This is a genomic window from Microtetraspora niveoalba (genome assembly GCF_001570405.1).
Lineage (GTDB): Bacteria > Actinomycetota > Actinomycetes > Streptosporangiales > Streptosporangiaceae > Microtetraspora > Microtetraspora niveoalba.
On record NZ_BBYM01000020.1, the window covers coordinates 45,517 to 64,969 of the forward strand.

17 protein-coding genes and 3 pseudogenes are annotated in these 19,453 nt (G+C 72.0%); 11 read left to right on the forward strand and 9 right to left on the reverse strand.

Annotated elements, in window-relative coordinates; genetic code table 11:
* Positions 1-287 precede the first annotated feature (287 nt).
* Positions 288-650 (forward strand): annotated as a pseudogene (locus tag AWQ70_RS41385) (histidine kinase); the annotation flags it as partial.
* Positions 651-1,037: 387 nt separating this feature from the next.
* Here the strand turns inward: AWQ70_RS41385 and AWQ70_RS20965 are convergent.
* Positions 1,038-1,643, reverse strand: a complete 606-nt coding sequence (locus AWQ70_RS20965; protein WP_067178719.1) for a response regulator transcription factor — start codon at positions 1,641-1,643, stop codon at positions 1,038-1,040.
* A gap of 98 nt (positions 1,644-1,741) precedes the next feature.
* Between AWQ70_RS20965 and AWQ70_RS20970 the strand changes: the two genes are divergently transcribed.
* On the forward strand, positions 1,742-2,473 hold the full coding sequence (locus AWQ70_RS20970; RefSeq protein WP_067178904.1) for an ABC transporter ATP-binding protein: 732 nt from the start codon (positions 1,742-1,744) through the stop codon (positions 2,471-2,473).
* Entirely contained in the window at positions 2,473-4,950 is a 2,478-nt protein-coding gene (locus tag AWQ70_RS20975; RefSeq protein ID WP_174552407.1) for an ABC transporter permease, read from the forward strand. The genes AWQ70_RS20970 and AWQ70_RS20975 overlap by 1 nt, the downstream gene beginning before the upstream one ends.
* Positions 4,951-4,957: 7 nt before the next feature.
* Here AWQ70_RS20975 and AWQ70_RS20980 read toward each other — a convergent pair whose 3' ends face one another.
* The 4 genes from AWQ70_RS20980 to AWQ70_RS20995 all read right to left on the reverse strand — a co-directional run bounded on the left by AWQ70_RS20980 (position 4,958) and on the right by AWQ70_RS20995 (position 9,212).
* Positions 4,958-5,407 carry a response regulator gene (locus AWQ70_RS20980; RefSeq protein ID WP_084517525.1) on the reverse strand — a complete coding sequence of 150 codons (450 nt, stop codon included), beginning with the start codon at positions 5,405-5,407 and terminating at the stop codon, positions 4,958-4,960.
* A complete protein-coding gene (locus AWQ70_RS20985) occupies positions 5,400-7,019 on the reverse strand; it encodes a sensor histidine kinase (protein WP_067178724.1) in 1,620 nt (539 codons plus the stop codon). The genes AWQ70_RS20980 and AWQ70_RS20985 overlap by 8 nt, the downstream gene beginning before the upstream one ends.
* Positions 7,016-8,206, reverse strand: coding sequence for a PP2C family protein-serine/threonine phosphatase (locus AWQ70_RS20990; RefSeq protein ID WP_245647074.1), 1,191 nt, complete (start codon positions 8,204-8,206; stop codon positions 7,016-7,018). The genes AWQ70_RS20985 and AWQ70_RS20990 overlap by 4 nt, the downstream gene beginning before the upstream one ends.
* A 79-nt stretch (positions 8,207-8,285) precedes the next feature.
* Positions 8,286-9,212 (reverse strand): LysR family transcriptional regulator, encoded by a 927-nt coding sequence (locus AWQ70_RS20995; protein ID WP_067178726.1) that lies wholly within the window; start codon positions 9,210-9,212, stop codon positions 8,286-8,288.
* A 278-nt stretch (positions 9,213-9,490) separates the two neighbouring features.
* Between AWQ70_RS20995 and AWQ70_RS21000 the strand changes: the two genes are divergently transcribed.
* The 3 genes from AWQ70_RS21000 to AWQ70_RS21010 all read left to right on the forward strand — a co-directional run bounded on the left by AWQ70_RS21000 (position 9,491) and on the right by AWQ70_RS21010 (position 12,880).
* On the forward strand, positions 9,491-10,126 hold the full coding sequence (locus AWQ70_RS21000; RefSeq protein ID WP_067178728.1) for a succinate dehydrogenase cytochrome b subunit: 636 nt from the start codon (positions 9,491-9,493) through the stop codon (positions 10,124-10,126).
* A complete protein-coding gene (locus AWQ70_RS21005; protein ID WP_067178730.1) occupies positions 10,123-12,066 on the forward strand; it encodes a fumarate reductase/succinate dehydrogenase flavoprotein subunit in 1,944 nt (647 codons plus the stop codon). The genes AWQ70_RS21000 and AWQ70_RS21005 overlap by 4 nt, the downstream gene beginning before the upstream one ends.
* Positions 12,067-12,142: 76 nt before the next feature.
* Positions 12,143-12,880, forward strand: coding sequence for a succinate dehydrogenase/fumarate reductase iron-sulfur subunit (locus tag AWQ70_RS21010; protein ID WP_067178732.1), 738 nt, complete (start codon positions 12,143-12,145; stop codon positions 12,878-12,880).
* A gap of 189 nt (positions 12,881-13,069) precedes the next feature.
* On the opposite strand, the gene AWQ70_RS21015 is transcribed toward AWQ70_RS21010, so the two are convergent.
* Positions 13,070-13,651 (reverse strand): TetR/AcrR family transcriptional regulator, encoded by a 582-nt coding sequence (locus AWQ70_RS21015; protein ID WP_067178734.1) that lies wholly within the window; start codon positions 13,649-13,651, stop codon positions 13,070-13,072.
* A 104-nt stretch (positions 13,652-13,755) separates the two neighbouring features.
* On the opposite strand from AWQ70_RS21015, the gene AWQ70_RS39105 reads away from it, so the two are divergent.
* From AWQ70_RS39105 to AWQ70_RS21030, 4 genes and pseudogenes are all read left to right on the forward strand, one after another.
* Positions 13,756-13,929, forward strand: coding sequence for a hypothetical protein (locus tag AWQ70_RS39105; protein ID WP_157530217.1), 174 nt, complete (start codon positions 13,756-13,758; stop codon positions 13,927-13,929).
* A 41-nt stretch (positions 13,930-13,970) separates the two neighbouring features.
* Positions 13,971-14,540, forward strand: coding sequence for a dihydrofolate reductase family protein (locus AWQ70_RS21020; RefSeq protein ID WP_067178736.1), 570 nt, complete (start codon positions 13,971-13,973; stop codon positions 14,538-14,540).
* 208 nt (positions 14,541-14,748) lie between these two features.
* Positions 14,749-15,507, forward strand: a pseudogene (gene erm, locus AWQ70_RS21025) (23S ribosomal RNA methyltransferase Erm); the annotation flags it as partial.
* 422 nt (positions 15,508-15,929) lie between these two features.
* Positions 15,930-16,775 carry a hypothetical protein gene (locus AWQ70_RS21030; RefSeq protein WP_067178738.1) on the forward strand — a complete coding sequence of 282 codons (846 nt, stop codon included), beginning with the start codon at positions 15,930-15,932 and terminating at the stop codon, positions 16,773-16,775.
* Here AWQ70_RS21030 and AWQ70_RS42550 read toward each other — a convergent pair whose 3' ends face one another.
* The 3 genes and pseudogenes from AWQ70_RS42550 to AWQ70_RS21040 all read right to left on the reverse strand — a co-directional run bounded on the left by AWQ70_RS42550 (position 16,776) and on the right by AWQ70_RS21040 (position 17,599).
* Positions 16,776-17,090: a Clp protease N-terminal domain-containing protein gene (locus AWQ70_RS42550; protein WP_444543140.1), complete on the reverse strand. Its 315-nt coding sequence runs from the start codon at positions 17,088-17,090 to the stop codon at positions 16,776-16,778. It abuts the gene before it with no gap.
* 132 nt (positions 17,091-17,222) lie between these two features.
* A pseudogene (locus tag AWQ70_RS42555) lies at positions 17,223-17,363 on the reverse strand (Clp protease N-terminal domain-containing protein); the annotation flags it as partial.
* 2 nt (positions 17,364-17,365) lie between these two features.
* Positions 17,366-17,599 carry an RNA polymerase subunit sigma-70 gene (locus AWQ70_RS21040; protein ID WP_067178744.1) on the reverse strand — a complete coding sequence of 78 codons (234 nt, stop codon included), beginning with the start codon at positions 17,597-17,599 and terminating at the stop codon, positions 17,366-17,368.
* Positions 17,600-17,758: 159 nt separating this feature from the next.
* Between AWQ70_RS21040 and AWQ70_RS21045 the strand changes: the two genes are divergently transcribed.
* Positions 17,759-19,450: an ABC transporter ATP-binding protein gene (locus AWQ70_RS21045; RefSeq protein ID WP_067178908.1), complete on the forward strand. Its 1,692-nt coding sequence runs from the start codon at positions 17,759-17,761 to the stop codon at positions 19,448-19,450.
* Positions 19,451-19,453: the final 3 nt, after the last annotated feature.

The window sequence follows — 19,453 nt, forward strand, 5'->3', positions numbered from 1 at the left end:
CGATCGCCCTGCTCGCCGCGGTGCTCGCCGTGTTCTGCGTCAAGGGGCTGCTCCTCGTCCCGGGGGACCGGGTGCTCCCGGCCGCGGCGTGCCTGGCCGTGATCGCGTTCCTCCAGCTCCGGTCGGTGCGCGGGCGTCATCCGTACGCGCTGGCGGCCATGGCCCTGCTCACCTACCTGCCGCTGTTCGTGTTCGACCGGGCCTGGCTGGGCGTGGCCGGTTTCCTCGCGGGCCCGCTGCTGCTCGCGTTCCCCCGGGCGGTGTCGCTGCCGCTCGTGGGGGCCGTCATGGCGAGCGTGGCGGTGATCGCGGCGGCGCTGGGACTCCCGGCGGGGGCGGTCGTCAACTACACCGTCAGCACATTGGTCACCGGACTGGTGATCCACGGTCTGGTCGGGCTGGCCCTGCTGGTCAAGGAGTTGCAGGACTCGCGGGAGGAGCCCGCTCGCGCCGCGGTCGTCCAGGAGCGGCTGCGCGCCGCCCGCGACCTGCACGACCTGCTCGGGCACAACCTGGCGGCGATCCTGCTCAAGTGCGAGCTGGCCCGCCGCCTCGCGGGATCCGCCCCCGACCGGGCGCGCGCGGAGATCGCCGACGTCGTGGCGATGGCCGGGCGGGCGAAGGCCGATCTGCGGGCCGCGTCCGGCGGCCATCGGGAGATGTCCCTGGACGAGGAGGCGGAGTCGGCGCGTTCCGTGCTGGCCGCCGCGGGGATGGAGGTCCGGCTCTCGCTCGGCCACGGACCGCTGCCCGGCCCGGTCGAGACCGCGCTCGCGACCGTCCTGCGGGAGGCCGTGACCAACGTGCTCAGGCACAGCTCCGCGCGGCGCTGCCACATCGAGTCCGAGGCGTCCAGGGGCGTCGTACGGCTCGGCGTGGCGAACGACGGGGTGGGTCCGGGCGCCGGGCGGACCCGGCCGGGCTCGGGCATCGGCAACCTCACGACGCGGCTGGCCGCCCTCGGCGGCGAGCTGACCGCGCGGGCGGACGGCGACGGCTGGTTCCGGGTGCGCGCCGTCGTCGACGTGGACGCCGTCCTAGATCCAGCCGGCCTCACGGGCGACGCGGGCCGCGTCCGTACGGTTGCGGGCGCCGAGCTTGGCCACGATCGCGGTCAGGTAGTTGCGGACGGTCCCGGCGGTGAGGAACAGCTCCGCGGCGATCTCGGTCGCCTCGGCGCCGCCGGCGGCCAGCCGTAGCACGTCGATCTCGCGCGGGGTGAGCGGGTTGTCGGCGAGGTCCCAGGCGGTGACGGCCAGCGACGGGTCGAGGACGCGGCTTCCGGCGGCGACCGAGCGGATGGCCGCGACCAGGTCGTCCGGCGGCGCGGTCTTCAGCAGGAAACCGTTCACCTGGGCGGTCAGCGCCCGGCGCAGGTGGCCCGGCCTGCCGTGGCCGGTGAGCATCAGCGTCCGGCACTCGGGGAGCTTCGCGCGCAGCTCGGCCGCGGCGGCGAGCCCGTCCAGGCCGGGCATGTCGATGTCGAGCACGGCGACGTCCGGCCGGTGCCGGAGCGCGGCGGGCAGCACGGCGTCGCCCGAGCCGACGGAGTCGACCACGGTCAGGTCGTGCTCCAGCTCCAGCAGTGCGACGAGCGCCCCACGCACCACGTGCTGATCCTCGGCCAGCAGAACCTTGATCACGGCAATATGTCTATCAGTGTCCGGCTCATGACGAGGTCATGGGTGACGGGTGACGGGCTCTCTGGTCCGTGTCCCCCCGGTTCAGCAGGCTGAACACCATGAACGACGCGGTACGGCTCGACGCCGTGAGCAAGGTGTACGGCAAGGGGCAGGGCGCGGTGGCCGCCCTGCGCGAGGTGTCGATCGGCATCCCGCGCGGCGGCTTCACCGCCGTGATGGGGCCGTCCGGATCGGGCAAGAGCACCTTCCTCCACTGCGCCGCCGGGCTGGACCGGCCGACCTCGGGTTCGGTCCGGCTGGGCGGCGTCGACCTGGCGGGCATGGACGAGACCCGGCTGACCGAGCTGCGCCGGGAGCGGATCGGCTTCGTCTTCCAGGCGTTCAACCTGGTGTCCTCGCTGACGGTGACGCAGAACATCACGCTGCCGCTGCGGCTGGCCGGCGCCCCCGTGGACCGGGCCTGGCTGGAGGAGGTCGTACGGCGGGTCAGGCTCGACGGCCGCACCGGCCACCGGCCCGCGCAGCTCTCGGGCGGCCAGCAGCAGCGGGTGGCGATCGCGCGGGCCCTGGTCACCCGGCCCGAGGTGGTGTTCGGCGACGAGCCGACCGGGGCGCTCGACACGATGACCGCTCGCGACGTGCTCACCCTGCTGCGCGACGTGGTGGACGGCCTCGGCCAGACGGTGGTGATGGTGACCCACGACCCCGTGGCCGCGTCGTACGCCGACACGGTGCTGTTCCTCGCCGACGGCCGCATCGTGGACACGATGAGCGACCCGACGGCCGACAGGGTCGCCGACCGCATGACGCGGCTGGGAGCGTGGGTGTGATGATCGGGCTCGCCCTGCTGACGACGCGGAACCGCAAGGCCGGTTTCGCCGGCGCGTTCTTCGCGCTGCTGTGCGCCGCCGCGCTCGTCTGCGCCTGCGGCGTCCTGCTGGAGACCGGGCTGCGCGGCCAGGTCCGGCCCGAGCGGTACGCCGGGGCCCCCGTGCTCGTCGCGGGGGACCAGAACGTGCGTGAGACGATCACCAAGGACAAGGGGGACGGCGAGGTCAAGACGAAGGTCAAGGCCAAGCCGCTGTCCGAGCGGGCCTGGGTGCCCGCCTCCCTGGCCGGGAGGCTGGCCGGCGTGCCGGGCGTGCGCTCGGTGGTCGCCGAGGTGACGTTCCCCGTCCACGCCGGTGACGCCCGCTATGTCGGCCACGGCTGGGAGTCCGCCGGGCTGACCCCGTTCACCCTGCGGGAGGGACGGGCGCCGGAGGCCGCGGGAGAGGTCGTCGCGGACGCCGCGTCCGGGTTGTCCGTCGGCGATCGGCTCGCCGTCGAGGCCGCGGGCGCGTACGACGTGGTCGGCGTGACGGCGCAGGCACTGGACACCCAGGCCACCCTGTTCTTCGGCGCCGCCGAGGCCCGCAGGCTGGCCGGGCTGCTCGGCGGGCGCGCGGACGACGCGGTCAGCGCGATCGGCGTCTTCCCCGACGGGGATCCCGCCGCGGTCCTGAAGGGCGTGCGGGCGGCGATCGAGGGCACCGGCGCCCTCGCCTACACCGGGGACGAGCGCGGCGCCGTCGAGTTCCTTGACGCCGAGAAGTCCAGGGTCAAGCTGATCAGCCTGGGCGGCGCCCTCGGCGGCACCTCGCTGCTGGTCGCGATCCTCGTGGTCGTGGGCACGTTCGCGCTGTCGATCCAGCAGCGCCAGCGGGAGATCGCGCTGCTCCGCGCGGTCGCGGCGACACCCCGGCAGGTCCAGAGGATGCTCGGCGGCGAGGCGCTGCTCGTCGGCCTGGTCGCGGGTGTGCCCGGCTCCGCGCTCGGGATCGGTCTGGCGTTCTGGCTGCGGTCGAGGTTCGTGGCCCTCGGCGCGATGCCGCCGAACCTCGACCCGGTGCTGGGCCCGTTCCCCGTCGCCGCCGCGCTCGGGGCGACCGTGCTGGCGGCGTGGGCCGCGGCCCGCGTCTCCGCGCGCCGCGCCGCCCGGATCCGGCCGGTCGAGGCGCTGGGCGAGGCCGCGCTGCGCCGGGACCGGCTGCCCTGGGGCCGGCTGGTCGCCGGGCTGCTCTGCCTCGGCGGGGCGGTCACGCTCACGCTGGTGTTGTCCACGCTGTCGAACGAGGCCGCGTCCAGTCCGGTGACCATGCTGACGGCGCTGGTGTGGACGATCGCGATCGCGCTGCTCGGCCCCGTCATCGCGCGGTTCGCCGTCGCCGTGCTCGGGGTGCCGATGCGCGCCTTCCGGGTGGGCGGCCACCTCGCCGCGGCCAACCTGCGGGCGGGCACCGCGCGGCTCGCCGCCGTCGTCACCCCGCTCAGCCTGATGGTGGCGATGACCTGCACGATCCTGTTCGTCCAGACGACCATGGGACACGCGGCCCAGGAGCAGGCCCGCGCCGGGACCCGCGCCGACCACGTCCTCGGGCCGCGCGTCCCCGAGGCGGCGGCCGACGCCGTACGGCGGCTCCCCGGCGTGGTGGCGGTGACCGAGGTCCTGCGCACCTCGGTCCGGGTCGGCCTCACGAAGTACGGCGCGCAGGGCGTGACCCCCGCCGGTCTCGCCTCCACCATGGACCTCGGCGTACGGGAGGGCTCGCTGGACCGCATGGGCGCGGCGACGCTCGCGCTCAGCGCGAACGCGGCGGACGGCCTGGGCGTGTCCGTCGGCGACCGCGTGGCGCTCACCCTCGGCGACGGCGCCCCCGCGACGCTCACGGTCGCCGCCGTCTACACCCGCGGCCTGGGGTTCGCCGACCTCACGCTGCCGCACGACCTCGTCGCCGCGCACGTGGACGACCCGCTGGCCCGGACCGTGCTCGTGGCCGCCCCCTCGGTGGGCCGGGCCGCCCTGGCCGCCGCGCTGCGCGACCATCCCGGCGTGCGTGTGCTCGACGGCGTCGAGGCGACCGCCGCGCCCGCCAACGCCGAGGTCAACTACGTGGCGATGGGGCTGATCATCGCCTTCACCGCCATCGCGGTGGTCAACACGCTCGCGATGGCGACCTCCGACCGGGCGCGCGAGCTCGCGCTGCTCCGCCTCGTCGGCACCACCCGGCGCCAGATCATGCGCATGCTCCGCTGGGAGACCTCCGTGGCGCTGCTGGTCGCGGTGGCGCTCGGCGCGGGCGTCGCCCTGGTGACGCTCTCCGCGTTCAGCGCGGGGATGACCGGGTCGGCCACGCCGTACGTGCCGCCGGTGGCGGGGCTGGCGGTCGTCGCCGCCGTGGCCGCGCTCGCCCTGGCCGCCACCGTCGTGCCCGCCCGGGTGGTGCTGCGCGCCAGGCCGGCCGACGTCATCGGCGCGCGGGAGTGAGCGGGCGTCAGAACCGGTTCGAGGTGGACGGCAGCTTCACCACGGTGACGAAGAAGTCGTCGATCTGCCGGACCACCCGGATGAACTGGTCGAAGTCCACCGGCTTGGACACGTACGCGTTGGCGTGCAGGTGATAGCTGCGCACGATGTCCTCCTCGGCCTCGGACGTGGTGAGCACCACCACGGGGATGCTGCGCAGGCCGGGGTCGGCCTTGACCTCGGCCAGCACCTCCCGGCCGTCCTTACGCGGCAGGTTGAGGTCGAGGAGGATCATGTCGGGGCGCGGGGCGTCCGCGTACTCGCCCTCGCGACGGAGGAAGGCCATGGCCTGCTCGCCGTCGTTGACCACGTGCAGCCTGTTCTTGACCTTGTTGAGCTCGAACGCCTCCCGGGTCAGCAGGACGTCGCCCGCGTCGTCCTCGACCAGCAGGACCTCGATGGGCCGCATGTCATTCATCATTTTCCTCTCGGGAGGGCGGCGGCGCGTCTTCCGGGTCCGGGTCCGGGAGCGCGGGCAGCGTCCAGCGGAAGGTGGTGCCCGGCGCCCCCTCCCGGGAGTCCACCCAGATCCTGCCGCCGTGATATTCGACGATCTTCTTGCAGAGCGCCAGACCGATGCCGGTGCCCGAGTACACGTCCCTCGGGTGCAGCCGCTGGAAGATGAGGAAGATCCGGTCGCTGTACTTGTCCTCGATGCCGATCCCGTTGTCGGAGCAGGAGAACTCCCACATCGCCCCCTCGCGGCGCACCCGGAGGCGGATCCGCGGCGGCTCCTCGGACCGGAACTTCACCGCGTTGCCGATCAGGTTCTGCAGGAGCTGGGCGAGCTGAACCCGGTTCCCGCTGATCCGGGGCAGCTCGTCGGAGACGATCTCGGCCCCGGTCTCCTCGACGCGGGACGACAGGTTCTCCTCGGCCGCGCGGAGCACGTCGTTCAGGTCCACCATCGCGGTCTCGCCGACCCGGCCGACGCGGGAGAAGTCGAGCAGGTCGTTGATGAGGAGCTGCATCCGCTTGGCCCCGTCCACGGCGAAGCCGATGTACTGTCTGGCCCGGTCGTCGAGCCGGTCGCCGTAGCGCTGCTCCAGCATCTGGGTGAAGCTCGCCACCTTGCGCAGCGGCTCCTGCAGGTCGTGGCTGGCGACGTAGGCGAACTGCTCCAGCTCGGCGTTGGAACGGCGCAGCGTCTCGGCCTGCTCCGCCAGCTTGGTGTGGGCCGCGTCCGAGCGGTGCCACTCGTCCAGCATGCGGCGGCGCATCGCGTCCACCCGGTCGGACAGCTCCGCCAGCTCCGCGGGGCGCTCCACCGACAGCCGGTGGTCGAAGTCGCCCGCGGCGACCTCGCGCACCTGGTCGGCCAGCCGCCGTACGGGGCCGAGGACGACGGCGCGCAGGAGCAGGGCCAGGGCGACCAGTGCCAGCGTCAGGACGCCCAACAGGGTCGCGAACAGGAAGTAGAACCGGTCCGACTCGGCCTCGACCCGCGCGCTGCCGGTGTCGTGCAGCTCCCGCAGGTGGCGTTGCTGCGCCTCCAGCGCGGCGCGCACCTCGGTCATCCCCTCGGTGTTGACCGCCAGCAGCTCGCGGGTCAGCGCCCTCGCCCCGGCCTTCGGCACGTCGGCCACGACGACGTCGGAGTACTCGCGCCGCCAGCGCGCGCTCGCCTCCGACAACCGGCCCAGCTCGGCCCGCAGCTCGCCGCTCTCCGGCATGGCGTCCAGCAGCCGCGAGATGCGGTCGGCCGCCTCCCGCTCGGCCCGTACGGCGGCCCGGTAGTCGTCGAGGAACTGCGGGTCCCCCGACAGCCCGTACGCGCGTACGGAGGTCTCCTGCGAGGACAGGGCGGTCGAGAGTTCGAGCGTGCGCAGGGCGGCCGGGTCGATGACGTCGACCACGGTCCTGCGCGCCTCGCGCGAGTCGCCGAGCGCCGTCACGGTGAGCGACACGCCGACCAGCATGATGACCGCGATCGCGGCGCTCGCGAGCAGGAACCACTGGCCGAGGGTGAACCGCCCGACCCCCCGGGGCGGCCGGGGAGGCGGCAGCGGCTGCAGCTCGGGGAGGTTCATCCCGAGGCTCTCCTGGTGAGCAGCACCGCGGCGAGGTCGTCGCTGAGCGTGTCCTGGTTCAGCTCGATGACCCGCCCGACGATGCGGTCGAGGTCGATGCCGCCGTGCTCGTCGATGATGCGGATCAGCCCCTCCGTGCCGAGCAGGTCGGGGCCACCGCCCACCGTCGCCTCGATCAGGCCGTCGGTGTAGAGCAGCATGGACCACGCGTCGCCGAGGTCGACGTCGATCGCCGTCCATTCCTGCTCGGGGAAGATGCCGAGGGGCGGCCCGGACGGCGTGCCGGGGACGACCTCGATCTCCCCGCCGCGCAGCAGGAGCGGCGGCGGATGGCCCGCCACGTGCAGGCGGGCCCGGCGCAGGTCGGGCGCGACGGTGGCGAGGCAGAGCGTGGTGAAGATCTCGGGGAGCTTCCGTTCGAGCCGCAGCACGTCGTCGAGCGTGCGGAGCAGCTCGTTCCCCGCGTGACCGGCGAGCACCAGCGTGCGCCACGCGATGCGCAGCGCGACGCCCAGCGCGGCCTCGTCCGGCCCGTGGCCGCACACGTCGCCGACCACCACGTGGACCGAGCCGTCCTGGGCCTGCACGGTGTCGTAGAAGTCGCCCGCGAGCAGCGTGCGCTCGCGTCCGGGCAGGTAGCGGGCCTCGTGGACGAGCTCGTCGGTGGTCAGCACGGGCACCGGCAGCAGGCCGCGCTCCAGCCGGTCGTTCTCCCGCGCGAGCAGCTCGGCCTCGACCAGGCCGCGCTGGGCGAGGTCGGCCCGCCTGCGCTCGATGGCGTACCGGATGGCCCGGGTCAGCAGCCGGGCGTCGACGTTCTGCTTGACGAGGTAGTCCTGCGCCCCGGCGGTCACCGCGGCGAGGCCGACGTGGGCGTCGTCGAGCCCGGTCAGCACGATCACGGCCGCGTCGGGCGCGGCCGCGAGGACCCGCCGCAGCGCCTCCAGCCCGGTGGCGTCGGGCAGGGACAGGTCGACCAGCACGCACCTGACGTCGTCGCCGATCCGCTCGACCGCCTCCCCGAGCGTGCGGGCCCAGATGATCCGGGGAGAGGGATCGGCCTCCTTCAACAGCTCCTCGACCAGGAAGGCGTCGCCCGCGTCGTCCTCGATGAGTAACAGCGTCAACATCTCGGGCAACGCCGCTGCCATGCCGGGCGAAAGCGCGGTCACCAAACGCCTTTCCATGCCGTGGAGGGAACGAATCTCTCAGGAGGGCACAATATCGAGTCAAGGCTTCCGGTCGAGTCGGATCTCGGACAAGAGGTCAGTCCGCGGTGATCAGCTCTATGCCCTGCGGCAGGCTGCCGTGGTGCGCGGCCTCGGCCAGATAGAAGAGCAGCGTCGCCCGGAACGCCTGCGCCGCCCGGGTCGGCTCGACGTCCTTGCGGTGCGCCAGGGCGATGGTGCGGCGCAGCCCCGGGGGAGCGAGCGGGGTGCCGGCGAGGCCCGGCCGCCCGTCCAGCACCATCGACGGCACGACCGCGATCCCGAGTCCCGCCTCGACGAAGCGCAGCACCGCGTCCATCTCGCCGCCCTCGACCGCGAAGCGCGGCTCGAACCCCGCCTGCCGGCAGGCCGCCAGCGTCGCCTCGCGCACGTCGTAGCCGCGCCGGAACATCACCAGCGGCCGCCCGCGCAGATCCTCGATCCGCATGTACGGCCTGTTCCGGCCGGGGGGAGAGGCGACGACGAGGTTCTCGCGGAGGATCTCCTCAGTGACGAGGGAGGGGTCGCTGCTCTGCAGCGGCAGGATGATGAGCGCGAGATCGAGCTGGCCCCTGGCGAGGTCGCGGACCAGGTCGCGCGAGCCGCTCTCCTCCACGAGCAGTTCCACGCCCGGATAGTCCCGGTGGAACCGGGCGAGGGCGTCGGCGAGCAGCCCGGCGCACAGGGACGGCGTGGCGCCGAGCCGCACCCTGCCGCGGCGCAACCCGGCCAGCTCGGCGATCTCGCGGCGCGCGGTCTCGGCGTCGGCCAGCATCCGGCGGGCGAGCGGCAGCAGGGCCTCACCGGCCGGGGTGAGCGTGACGTTCCCCCGGGCCCGGCTGAACAGGGGCGCGCCGAGTTCGGTCTCCAGGGTCCTGATCTGCTTGCTCAGCGAGGGCTGGGCCACCCGCATCCGCTCCGCGGCATGGGTGAAGTGCCGGGTCTCGGCCACCGCCACGAAGTACGCGAGTTGCTGGAGCTGCACGCCTCCCAAGCGTACGGCTGTGAGATTTGTCGCATTGGGGCGAGGCCACCGGAAGCGGCAAGCCGTACCGGCCAGAGGTCATAGCCTGCGGCTATCGGGACGACGCCCGCGATGACTTGGACTCGCTTCGGAACCCGAACCTAGCGTGAACAGCTGTGACAGCCACGATAGACCGGGGAGCGGCCACTACGCCGGTCGCACCCCACGCAGCGCAGACAAGTCCCCCCACACGCCGCCGTCCGGGCTTCTTCGCCTCGTCGAACGGCAAGAAGGCCGTCATGGCCGTCACGGGTGCGATCCTGGTGCTCTTCCTCGTCGGCCACATGGTCGGCAATCTCAAGTCGTTCTTCGGAGCGGACTCCTTCAACCACTATGCCGAATGGCTGCGGACCGTGGGCACGCCCGCCGTTCCCGACCGCGTTCTGCTGACCGTCATCGAGATCGTCCTCGTGGTCGCGGTGGTCCTGCACATGTGGTCCGCCGTGTCCCTCGCCCGCCGCGCGTCCCAGGCCCGGCCGGTGAAGTACGCGGCCAAGCGGAAGTCCCAGGCGAACGGCTACGCCACGCACACCATGCGGTACGGCGGCGTCATCATCGTGCTGTTCGTCGTCTGGCACCTGCTGGACATGACGTTCGGCACGGTCAACCCCAAGGGCTTCGACGCCGAGCCGTTCGACCGGCTGGTCGCGGGCTTCGACCCCTCGCGCTGGTGGGTGACCCTCTTCTACGTCGTGGCGATGGTCATGGTCGGGCTGCACCTGCGGCACGGCCTGTGGAGCGCGTTCCAGACGCTGGGCCTGGCGAGCGGCCGGAGCTACGGGAAGCTGAAGGCGACCGCCGCCCTGGTGTCGCTGGTCCTCGTGGTCGGCTTCCTGTCCGTGCCCGTCGGGGTGATGATCGGAGTGATCAAGTGAGCGAGCGGGAGACGCACGGATACAAGGTCGGCGACCCGATCCGGGACACGAAGGCGCCCGAGGGCCCGATCGAGGACCGCTGGGACAAGCGCCGCTTCTCGGCCAAGCTGGTCAACCCGGCCAACAAGCGCAAGATCAACGTCATCGTGGTCGGCACCGGCCTCGCGGGAGGGTCGGCCGCGGCCACCCTCGGCGAGCTGGGCTACAAGGTCAAGTCGTTCTGTTACCAGGACTCCCCCCGGCGCGCGCACTCGATCGCCGCGCAGGGCGGGATCAACGCCGCGAAGAACTACCGTGGCGACGGCGACAGCGTCTACCGGCTCTTCTACGACACGGTCAAGGGCGGCGACTTCCGCGCCCGCGAGTCCAACGTGTACCGGCTGGCCCAGGTCAGCGTGAACATCATCGACCAGGCCGTGGCGCAGGGCGTGCCGTTCGCCCGCGAGTACGGCGGCCTGCTCGACACCCGCTCCTTCGGCGGCGCGCAGGTGTCCCGCACCTTCTACGCCCGCGGCCAGACGGGCCAGCAGCTCCTGCTGGGCGCGTACTCGGCCCTGGAGCGGCAGGTCGCGGCCGGGACCGTCGAGATGCACACCCGGCACGAGATGCTCGACCTGGTGGTCAGCGGCGGGCGGGCGCGCGGCGTCATCGTGCGCGACATGGTGACCGGCGAGATCGAGACGCACCTCGCCGACGCGGTCGTGCTCGCGACCGGCGGGTACGGCAACGTGTTCTTCCTGTCCACCAACGCCAAGGGCTGCAACACCACGGCGATCTGGCGGGCGCACGAGCGCGGCGCGATGTTCGCCAACCCGTGCTACACCCAGATCCACCCGACCTGCATCCCGGTCAGCGGCGACTACCAGTCGAAGCTGACGCTCATGTCGGAGTCGCTGCGCAACGACGGCCGCGTGTGGGTGCCGCTGGCCAAGGGCGACGCGCGCAAGCCGTCCGAGATCCCCGAGGACGAGCGCGACTACTACCTTGAGCGGATTTATCCCGCTTTCGGAAACCTGGTGCCGCGTGACATCGCCTCCCGGGCGGCCAAGAACGTCTGCGACGAGGGTCGCGGCGTCGGCCCCGGCGGGCTCGGCGTCTACCTGGACTTCGCCGACGCCATCGCCCGGCTCGGCCGCGACGCGGTCGAGAAGAAGTACGGCAACCTCTTCGAGATGTACGAGCGCATCACCGGGGAGAACCCGTACGAGACGCCGATGCGCATCTACCCCGCCGTGCACTACACGATGGGCGGCCTCTGGGTGGACTACGACCTGCAGTCCACGATCCCGGGCCTGTTCGTCGTCGGCGAGGCGAACTTCTCCGACCACGGCGCCAACCGCCTCGGCGCGTCCGCGCTGATGCAGGGCCTGGCCGACGGGTACTTCGTGCTGCCGACCACGATCGGCGACTATCTCGCGGGGTCGAAGTCGTTCGACGAGGTGGACGAGGCGGACGTGGAGGAGGCCCGGCAGAAGGTCCAGCAGAAGATCGACAAGCTGCTGAGCGTCAACGGCACCCGCACCGCCGACTCCTACCACCGCGAGCTCGGCAGGATCATGTGGGACTACTGCGGCATGGAGCGCACCGAGGAGTCGCTGCGCAAGGCCCTGGAGCGGATCCCCGAGCTGCGCGAGGAGTTCTGGAACAACGTCAAGGTTCCGGGCGACCCCGAGGGGCTCAACCAGGCGCTCGAGCGCGCCGGCCGGGTCGCGGACTTCTTCGACCTCGCCGAGCTCATGTGCATCGACGCGCTGCACCGTACGGAGTCCTGCGGCGGCCACTTCCGCGCCGAGTCCCAGGACGCGGACGGTGAGGCGCTGCGCGACGACGAGAACTTCGCGTACGTCGCCGCCTGGGAGTGGGGCCAGGACGGCCCGACCCTGCACAAGGAAGCGCTCGACTACGAGTACGTCAAGATGACCCAGCGGAGCTACAAGTGAGCGGGCGCGACGCGCTGAGCGGACCGGCAGGCGCCGCGCGGCGGGCCTTCCGCACAGCCGACGAGGAGCGGTGAGCATGAATCTGACCCTGAAGGTCTGGCGTCAGAACGGGCCGTCCGACGAGGGACGGATGGTGACCTACAAGGTCGAGGACGTCTCGCCGGACATGTCCTTCCTGGAGATGCTGGACGTACTCAACGAGCGGCTGATCCTCGAAGGTGACGACCCGGTCGCCTTCGACCACGACTGCCGCGAGGGCATCTGCGGCATGTGCGGCATGGTGATCAACGGTGTCGCGCACGGCGAGCAGCGCGCCACCACGACCTGCCAGCTCCACATGCGGCACTTCAAGGACGGCGACGAGGTCACCATCGAGCCGTGGCGCGCCGCGCCCTTCCCGGTGGTGAAGGACCTGGTCGTTGACCGGTCGGCGTTCGACCGGATCATCCAGGCCGGCGGCTTCATCAGCGTGCCCGCGGGCTCGGCGCCGGACGCGCACAGCGTCCCGGTGAAGAAGGAGGACGCCGACGCGGCGTTCGACGCGGCCACCTGCATCGGCTGCGGCGCCTGCGTCGCGGCCTGCCCGAACGGGTCGGCCTCGCTGTTCACCGCCGCCAAGATCACGCACCTGGGCCTGCTGCCGCAGGGCCAGCCGGAGCGTGACTCGCGGGCCAAGGCCATGGTCGAGCAGATGGACCTGGAGGGCTTCGGCGGCTGCACCAACACGGGCGAGTGCACCGCGGTCTGCCCGAAGGGCATCCCGCTCGACACCATCGCCCGCATGAACGCCGACTTCCTGAAGGCGTCCAAGTAACGACACCGGCGTGCCGGGGCCTCGCCCCGGCACGCTTCTCGAAGGCGTGGGCCGCACATCCACCGATGTGCGGCCCACGCCTTGCCTGTTTTACGGGAGTGCCGGTTTCACGGGCTCCTCGGCCCGGGTACGTTCCGGGGCCATCTGCGGCCCGCGCCGTCCTGTGTTCCGGGTCTCCGGGGCGGGACCTTACGGGGTGTCCGGGGGCAGGATGCGTTCGACCACGTCCGCGACCATGTCGTCCACCCGCGTTCCGGAGAAGAGGTCGGGCAACGTGAGCCGTTCCAGGACCAGCCAGTTCAGCGCCATGTAGAGCACCACCACTGTGGTGGCGTCCCCCGGCATCCCCGCCTCCAGATGGAAGCCGATGTTGGCGTCCAGGTCGGCGCGGATCCTGCGGGTGAGCACGTCGCGCAGCTCGGGGCGGCGGGTGGCCTCGAGGCGCAGCTCCACCAACGCCAGATAGACCGCCGGGGAGGCGGTCAGACGGCCCACCATCTCGCGCATCAGCGCGGTCACGTGGGCGCGGTCGTGCGGCCCCTCCAGGACGTCCGCGAAGAGGGAGGGATCGGGCTGCCACCGCTCGTAGACGCGGGCGCCGGCCTGGGTGAGCAGGTCGTCGCGGTTGGCGAAGTAGTTGGACGCCGTGCCGTTCGGCACCTTCGCCTCGACGTCCACCGCGCGGAAGGTCAGGCCGCGCGCCCCCTCCCGGGCCAGGACCTCTATGGCGGCGTCGACGAGCGCCGCCCGCCGGGCCGGATTCTGCCGCATCGCAATCTCCAGGGATCTCGGATTGACACCACTCTGAATGTAGTACTACGGTCTAACCACTCCATACAGAGTACTACGACTGAAGCGCTTCGAAGGGATCCTGTATGCGCGTCGAACTCACCGCACTGGCCGCCATCACGGGCGTCAAGGCCCTTCCGGGCCGTACGGCACAGCCGGGACAGGTCGTGCCCGGCGGCCGCCCGGAGCGCCGCCAGACGCCCCGGCCCCGCTCCGTTCCCCGGCCCAGGCCGCTGCCCAAGCCCGGCGCGGCCCGCTGACCGGCCGACCGTCATCCGGCAACCTCCGAGAGAGAGTTCAGATGCGAAAGCTCACGTACTACATCGGCATGACCATCGACGGCTTCATCGCCGATCCCGACGGCGGATCCGACTTCTTCCCCGTGACGCAGGACGTCGTCGACTTCATCCGCGGCGACTATCCGGACACGCTGCCGACCCACGTCCGGCCCCAGCTCGGCCTCGACGACGGCAACCGGGATTTCGACACCGTGGTGCAGGGGCGCGCCACCTATGAGCCGGCGCTGGAAGCCGGCTTGACCAGCCCGTACGCGCACCTGCGCCAGTACGTGGTGTCCCGCGGCATCGCCTCCAGCCCCGACCCGGCCGTCGAGATCGTCGCCGGCGACCCGCTCGCCAAGATCCGCGAACTCAAGGCCGAGGACGGCAAGCGCATCTATCTGGCCGGTGGCGCCCGCCTCGCCGGCACCCTGCTCCCCGAGATCGACGAGCTGGTGATCAAGGTCTACCCCGTCGTGGTCGGGTCCGGCGTCCCTCTGTTCACCGCCGACTTCTCCCCGGTGTACTTCGAGCTCACGGGTACCCGCGTCCTCGACAGCGGGATGGTCGTCCTCTCCTACGTGCGGCGGTGACCGCCCGCCAGGGGAGTCGGTCGGCGGGCCGAGCGGCGGAGTGGTGCTGCTAGGGTGCCGGACATGGGGAGTTTCACGGTTTTCATGAGGCTGCGCCGCGCCTAGCGGCGGGCTGACCTCACTTTCGCCAGCTCCGCCGCATCGGAGTCCTCGCCGGCGCGGCACCGCGTGCTGCCCGGCTCCGACCGTCCAGTGCGGAGCACACCCCATGTTTCACCCCTATCAGGGCGGCCGACACGAGCTCGGCCAGAACTTCCTCGTCGATCCCTCGGTGATCGCCACGGTCGAACGGCTCGTCGCGCGTACGAGCGGGCCGATCGTGGAGATCGGTCCCGGCGACGGCGCCGTCACGGTGCCGCTGAGCAGGTCCGGCAGACCGATGACGGCGGTCGAGATCGATCCGAAACGCGCCCGGCGCCTGGAACGGCGCACCCCGGACAACGTGGTCGTCGTCAACGCCGACATCCTCCGCTTCCGGTTCCCCCGGCGACCGCATGTGATCGTCGGCAACCTTCCCTTCCACCTGACGACCGCCATCATGCGGCGCCTCCTCTCCGAAGACCGGTGGCAGGCGGCGGTGCTGCTGGTGCAGTGGGAGGTCGCCCGCCGGAGAGCGGGCGTGGGAGGAGCCAGCCTGCTGACCGCGAGCTGGTGGCCGTGGTACGAGTTCGAGGTGCACTCCCGGGTCCCGGCCCGTTCGTTCCGGCCGGTGCCCTCGGTCGACGGCGGTCTCCTCACCATGGTGCGCAGGGAGACGCCGCTCGTCGCCCACCGCGCGCCGTACCAGGACTTCGTCAAGGAGGTCTTCACGGGGAAGGGGCGCGGGTTGCGCGAGATCCTCGAGCGGACCGGACGCTTCGGCCGGACCGCGGTGCGCGACTGGATGCGCGCCGAGCGCGTCGCGCCGTACGCGCTGCCGAAGGAGCTGACCGCCGGGCAGTGGGCCGCGCTTTGGCGTCTCGCCGCCCCCGGAACGCCGGACCGGCGCGTACACGGTGCGGATGACCGGCGAGGCCGCACCGGGCGGAGAACCGCGTCCGGCCGAGTGGCACGCCGACCCGATGAGGACGCCCCGGTGCGATGGTGAGGAGACGCCGACAAGGTCCTGGCAGCCGGGAATCGCGTCCGGCCGAGCGGTACGCCGACCCGATGACGACACGGCGTGGACGGCCCGCTGAGCAGGACGACGACGGGGTGAGCGGACGACCGGAGCGGGACGCCGGAGGCGGCGAGAACCGCCGCTTCCGGCGGTCTCAGCCGGTTGTCGGCGTCACCTTCGCGAGGACCGGTTTTCCACAGGTCGGCGGTTTCCACAGAACGGCGCTCGGCCCGGGGACGGCGGTTGCCCCCCTGCCAACCTGGGCCTTCCGTCGTCCAGTGGAGGTGCCCATGACCGCGAAGATCCTGCTGCCGGTGGCCGCTTCGGTCAGCGCCGCCTACGTCGTCGCCGCTCCGGAGGAGCCCGTTCCCGCGGCCGCGGTCACCGAACTGGTGGAGGCGCTGCCTCCCGAGGTCGAGTTGCGGGTCGAGGAGATCGACGGCGCCGATCCGTCGCTCGCCCGCGCGATCCAGGTGCTCTCCTGTCCGGACTGCTCACCGGACGTCGATCCGCTCATCGCGGTGCTGCTGGAGATGGCGAAGCGCCACCTCCGGGTCACCTGCACGGCGCCGCTGGGGTGGCCGCCCAGCCACCTGCACTGGTGCGCGCTGGCGACCGATCGCCTGGCGGAGCTCACCGGAGGGATCCGCCTCGATCCCCGAAGGCCCCGGTTGTTGCCGAACCCGTGGCGGCCTGAGCCGTTCCTCTCCCGAGAGGATTTCGCCATCGGCGACTGGGTGTCGACGGGCTTCGCGGTCGGCGACGACGAGCTGTATGTCATGCGCACCGTCGGCCTGTCCTGGATCGGCCTGCCGGAGCTACGCGCCGGGCGGTTGTCGGAAGAGCTGCTGCACGGTTGGCTGCACCTCTTCCACGGCCTGGGTCATGTGCTCGCCGGGACGCTCTTCGAGCGACCGCCCGATCGCCGAGGCGTGGAGATCGAGGCGGAACAGGTGGTGACGGTCGCCGATGTCGCCGCCTCGCACCGCGTGGCCCCGCCCGTCCGCCGCCGGCAGGTCGCGGTCCGGTTGCGCTATGACGTGCGCACCCGCGACCTCTGCCTGCTGGCCCCCGCCGAGTTCGCCGGACGTGAGGCCGAGTGGCGGGAACGCGTCGCGGACGTGATGTGCGCCTGACTAACCGGGCAGCTTCGGGTCCGGCCGGAGTCGCCGTTCCAGTTCGGTACGGAGAGTGGGGATGTCGATGCCGGCGACACCGATGATCCGCGCACCGAGCCCCTCGGCCTCTCGCAGCACACCGAGGAGGATGTGGCCGTCGCGGATGTCCTTGGACTTGAGGGCGAGCGCCTCGCGCAGGGACAGTTCGAGCGCCTTCTTCGCTCCTTTGCCGACCCGGATGTGGCGGCCGCTGACGAGCGTGCCCCGGTGGTCGCGGCCCGGTTCCCTGTCGAGGGCGCCGGGCCCGAAGGTCGCCTCCACTTTCTCCCGCACCGCCGCGAGGTCGATGCCGATCGTCTCCAGGGCGTCGGCGTCCAGGTCTCCACCTCGTGGATCAGGGCCGGGCAGTGCCCGAAGCAGCTCCGCCTCCGCCCGCTCCAGCGTGAGCCCGTGCCCGTTCAGGGTGCGCCCCGACAGTGTGTCCGGCTGTCCGAGGAGGCCGAGCAGCAGGTGCTCGGTACCGACTTCGAGGTGATGCAGGCGGCGGGCGTGCTCCTGCGCCTGGGTGACCGCCTGCCGGGCCTCGGTGGTGAACCGTTCGAACATCGCTACTTCTCCCGTCTCGTCAGTCCACGTCCACCCGCGTACTTCTTGTGAACCGCCTGCCTGGTGACGCCCAGCAAGGTGGCGATCTCCTGCCAGGACCAGCCCAGGGACCGGGCGTTCTCCACCTGCAGCGCTTCAAGCCGCTCGACCAGCACCCGCAGGGCCCGTACGGCCCTGAGCCCGATGCCGGGATCGCGGCTGCCGGCATCGCCGGCCAGCTTCGCCGTCTCGTTCATGATGTCAACCTAGGTTTACATCCTCCGTGTGTCAACCTAGGTTTACATCTCCGAGGGGCGGCGTCCGGGAGAACGCCGGGAAAGGCGCGTGAGGGAGGACACGCCGACAGGAAAATCGTTTGCCGGGCCGGGGATCGGCCTGTGAGCCTGGAGGACGCCATGCTCTCCTTGCCAGTCGCCGATCCCGGCGTACCCGATGCCCGAAGTCCCGTCCGTTACCTGTGGTGGGTCGCCCGTGCCCAGCGTGCTCCGTTGCTGATCGGCATCGGGTTCGCCATCCTGTGGTGGCTGGGCCAGGCCCTTGTGCCCGCCGCCCTCGGCAGCGCCGTCGACGCCCTGTCGTCCAAGGACACGGACGGCCTGGTGCGCTGGTCGCTCGTGCTGCTCGCACTGGGGGTCGTTCAGGCGGTCGCCGGTGTGATGCGGCACCGGTTCGCCGTGTTCACCTGGCTGTCCGCCGCGTACCGGACGGTCCAGGTGACCTCCCGCCAGGCCACCCGGCTCGGGGCGACGCTGCCGAAGCGGCTCTCGACCGGCGAGGTGGTGAGCGTCGGCAACTCCGACATCGCCCACATCGGCAACGCGATGGACATCCTGCTGCGCGGCACGGGCGCGGTCGTCGCCGTCGTCACGGTGACGGTCATCCTGATCACCTCGTCACTGCCGCTCGGGCTCCTGGTGCTGATCGGCGTCCCGCTCATGGCCGCCGCCGTCGGCCCGCTGCTGCGGCCGCTGCATCGCCGCCAGCACGGGCAGCGCGACCTTCAGGGCGAGCTGGCCACCAAGGCCTCCGACATCGTGGCGGGCCTGCGGGTGCTTCGCGGCATCGGCGGCGAGCAGGTGTTCGCCACCCGATACCGCGAGGAGTCGCAGCGGGTACGGCAGGCGGGGGTACGGGTCGCGTCGGTCGACTCGGTGCTCGAAGGCGCCCAGATCCTGCTGCCCGGGCTGCTCATCGCCTGCGTGACGTGGATCGGCGCGCGGTTCGCCCTGGACGGGGAGATCAGCCCGGGACGCCTCCTCGCCTTCTACGCGTACGCGGTGTTCCTCATCGCGCCGCTCCGGACCCTCACCGAGGCCGCCGACAAGATCACGAAGGGGCACGTCGCGGCCGGCCGGGTCTGCCGCATCCTGACGCTGTCACCGGAGCGCATCGGAGGCGACGCCGACATGCCCGCCGGCGGCGACCTGCACGACGAGGAATCCGGCCTGACCCTGCGCCCGGGGCGGTTGACCGCGCTGGTCGCGGCGGTGCCCGAAGACGCGATCGCCGTCGCCGAGCGCCTCGGCGGGTACGAGCCCGGGAACGTGACGCTGGACGGCAGGCCGCTCGACGAGCTGCCGCTGGACGAGGTCAGGCGGCACATCCTCGTCGCGGACAACTTGGCCAAGATCTTCACCGGCCGGTTGCGAGACGAGCTGGACGTCAGCGGAACGGCCTCCGACGAGTCGGTACGGCGCGCCCTGGCGGCCGCCTGCGCCGAGGACATCGTGGAGGCGCTCCCGGACGGGCTCGACGCTCACGTGGCGGAGTCCGGGCGGGAGTTCTCCGGCGGGCAGCAGCAGCGGCTCCGCCTGGTCAGAGCGCTGGTCGCCGACCCCGAGATCCTGATCCTGATCGAGCCGACCAGCGCGGTGGACGCGCACACCGAGGCGCGGGTGGCCGAGCGACTGGGAGCGGCGCGGGCCGGCCGCACCACCCTGGTCTGCACCACGAGCCCGCTCGTCCTCGACCACGCGGACGTCGTCGTCTTCCTGGAGGACGGCAAGGTGCGGGCCGAGGGCGGCCACCGGGAGCTGCTCGTCGCGGAACCCGCGTACCGGTCCACCGTGACCCGAGGGGAGGAGTAGGCG

What these genes read in the sequence shown, in the direction of transcription:
- AWQ70_RS20970 (WP_067178904.1), top strand. Translation starts at nt 1,742, where the DNA reads ATGAACGACGCGGTACGGCTCGACGCCGTGAGCAAGGTGTACGGCAAG.
- AWQ70_RS20975 (WP_174552407.1), top strand. Translation starts at nt 2,473, where the DNA reads ATGATCGGGCTCGCCCTGCTGACGACGCGGAACCGCAAGGCCGGTTTC.
- AWQ70_RS20980 (WP_084517525.1), bottom strand. Translation starts at nt 5,407, where the DNA reads ATGAATGACATGCGGCCCATCGAGGTCCTGCTGGTCGAGGACGACGCG.
- AWQ70_RS20985 (WP_067178724.1), bottom strand. Translation starts at nt 7,019, where the DNA reads ATGAACCTCCCCGAGCTGCAGCCGCTGCCGCCTCCCCGGCCGCCCCGG.
- AWQ70_RS20990 (WP_245647074.1), bottom strand. Translation starts at nt 8,206, where the DNA reads ATGGAAAGGCGTTTGGTGACCGCGCTTTCGCCCGGCATGGCAGCGGCG.
- AWQ70_RS21000 (WP_067178728.1), top strand. Translation starts at nt 9,491, where the DNA reads ATGGCCGTCACGGGTGCGATCCTGGTGCTCTTCCTCGTCGGCCACATG.
- AWQ70_RS21010 (WP_067178732.1), top strand. Translation starts at nt 12,143, where the DNA reads ATGAATCTGACCCTGAAGGTCTGGCGTCAGAACGGGCCGTCCGACGAG.
- AWQ70_RS21015 (WP_067178734.1), bottom strand. Translation starts at nt 13,651, where the DNA reads ATGCGGCAGAATCCGGCCCGGCGGGCGGCGCTCGTCGACGCCGCCATA.
- AWQ70_RS39105 (WP_157530217.1), top strand. Translation starts at nt 13,756, where the DNA reads ATGCGCGTCGAACTCACCGCACTGGCCGCCATCACGGGCGTCAAGGCC.
- AWQ70_RS21020 (WP_067178736.1), top strand. Translation starts at nt 13,971, where the DNA reads ATGCGAAAGCTCACGTACTACATCGGCATGACCATCGACGGCTTCATC.
- AWQ70_RS21030 (WP_067178738.1), top strand. Translation starts at nt 15,930, where the DNA reads ATGACCGCGAAGATCCTGCTGCCGGTGGCCGCTTCGGTCAGCGCCGCC.
- AWQ70_RS21040 (WP_067178744.1), bottom strand. Translation starts at nt 17,599, where the DNA reads ATGAACGAGACGGCGAAGCTGGCCGGCGATGCCGGCAGCCGCGATCCC.
- AWQ70_RS21045 (WP_067178908.1), top strand. Translation starts at nt 17,759, where the DNA reads ATGCTCTCCTTGCCAGTCGCCGATCCCGGCGTACCCGATGCCCGAAGT.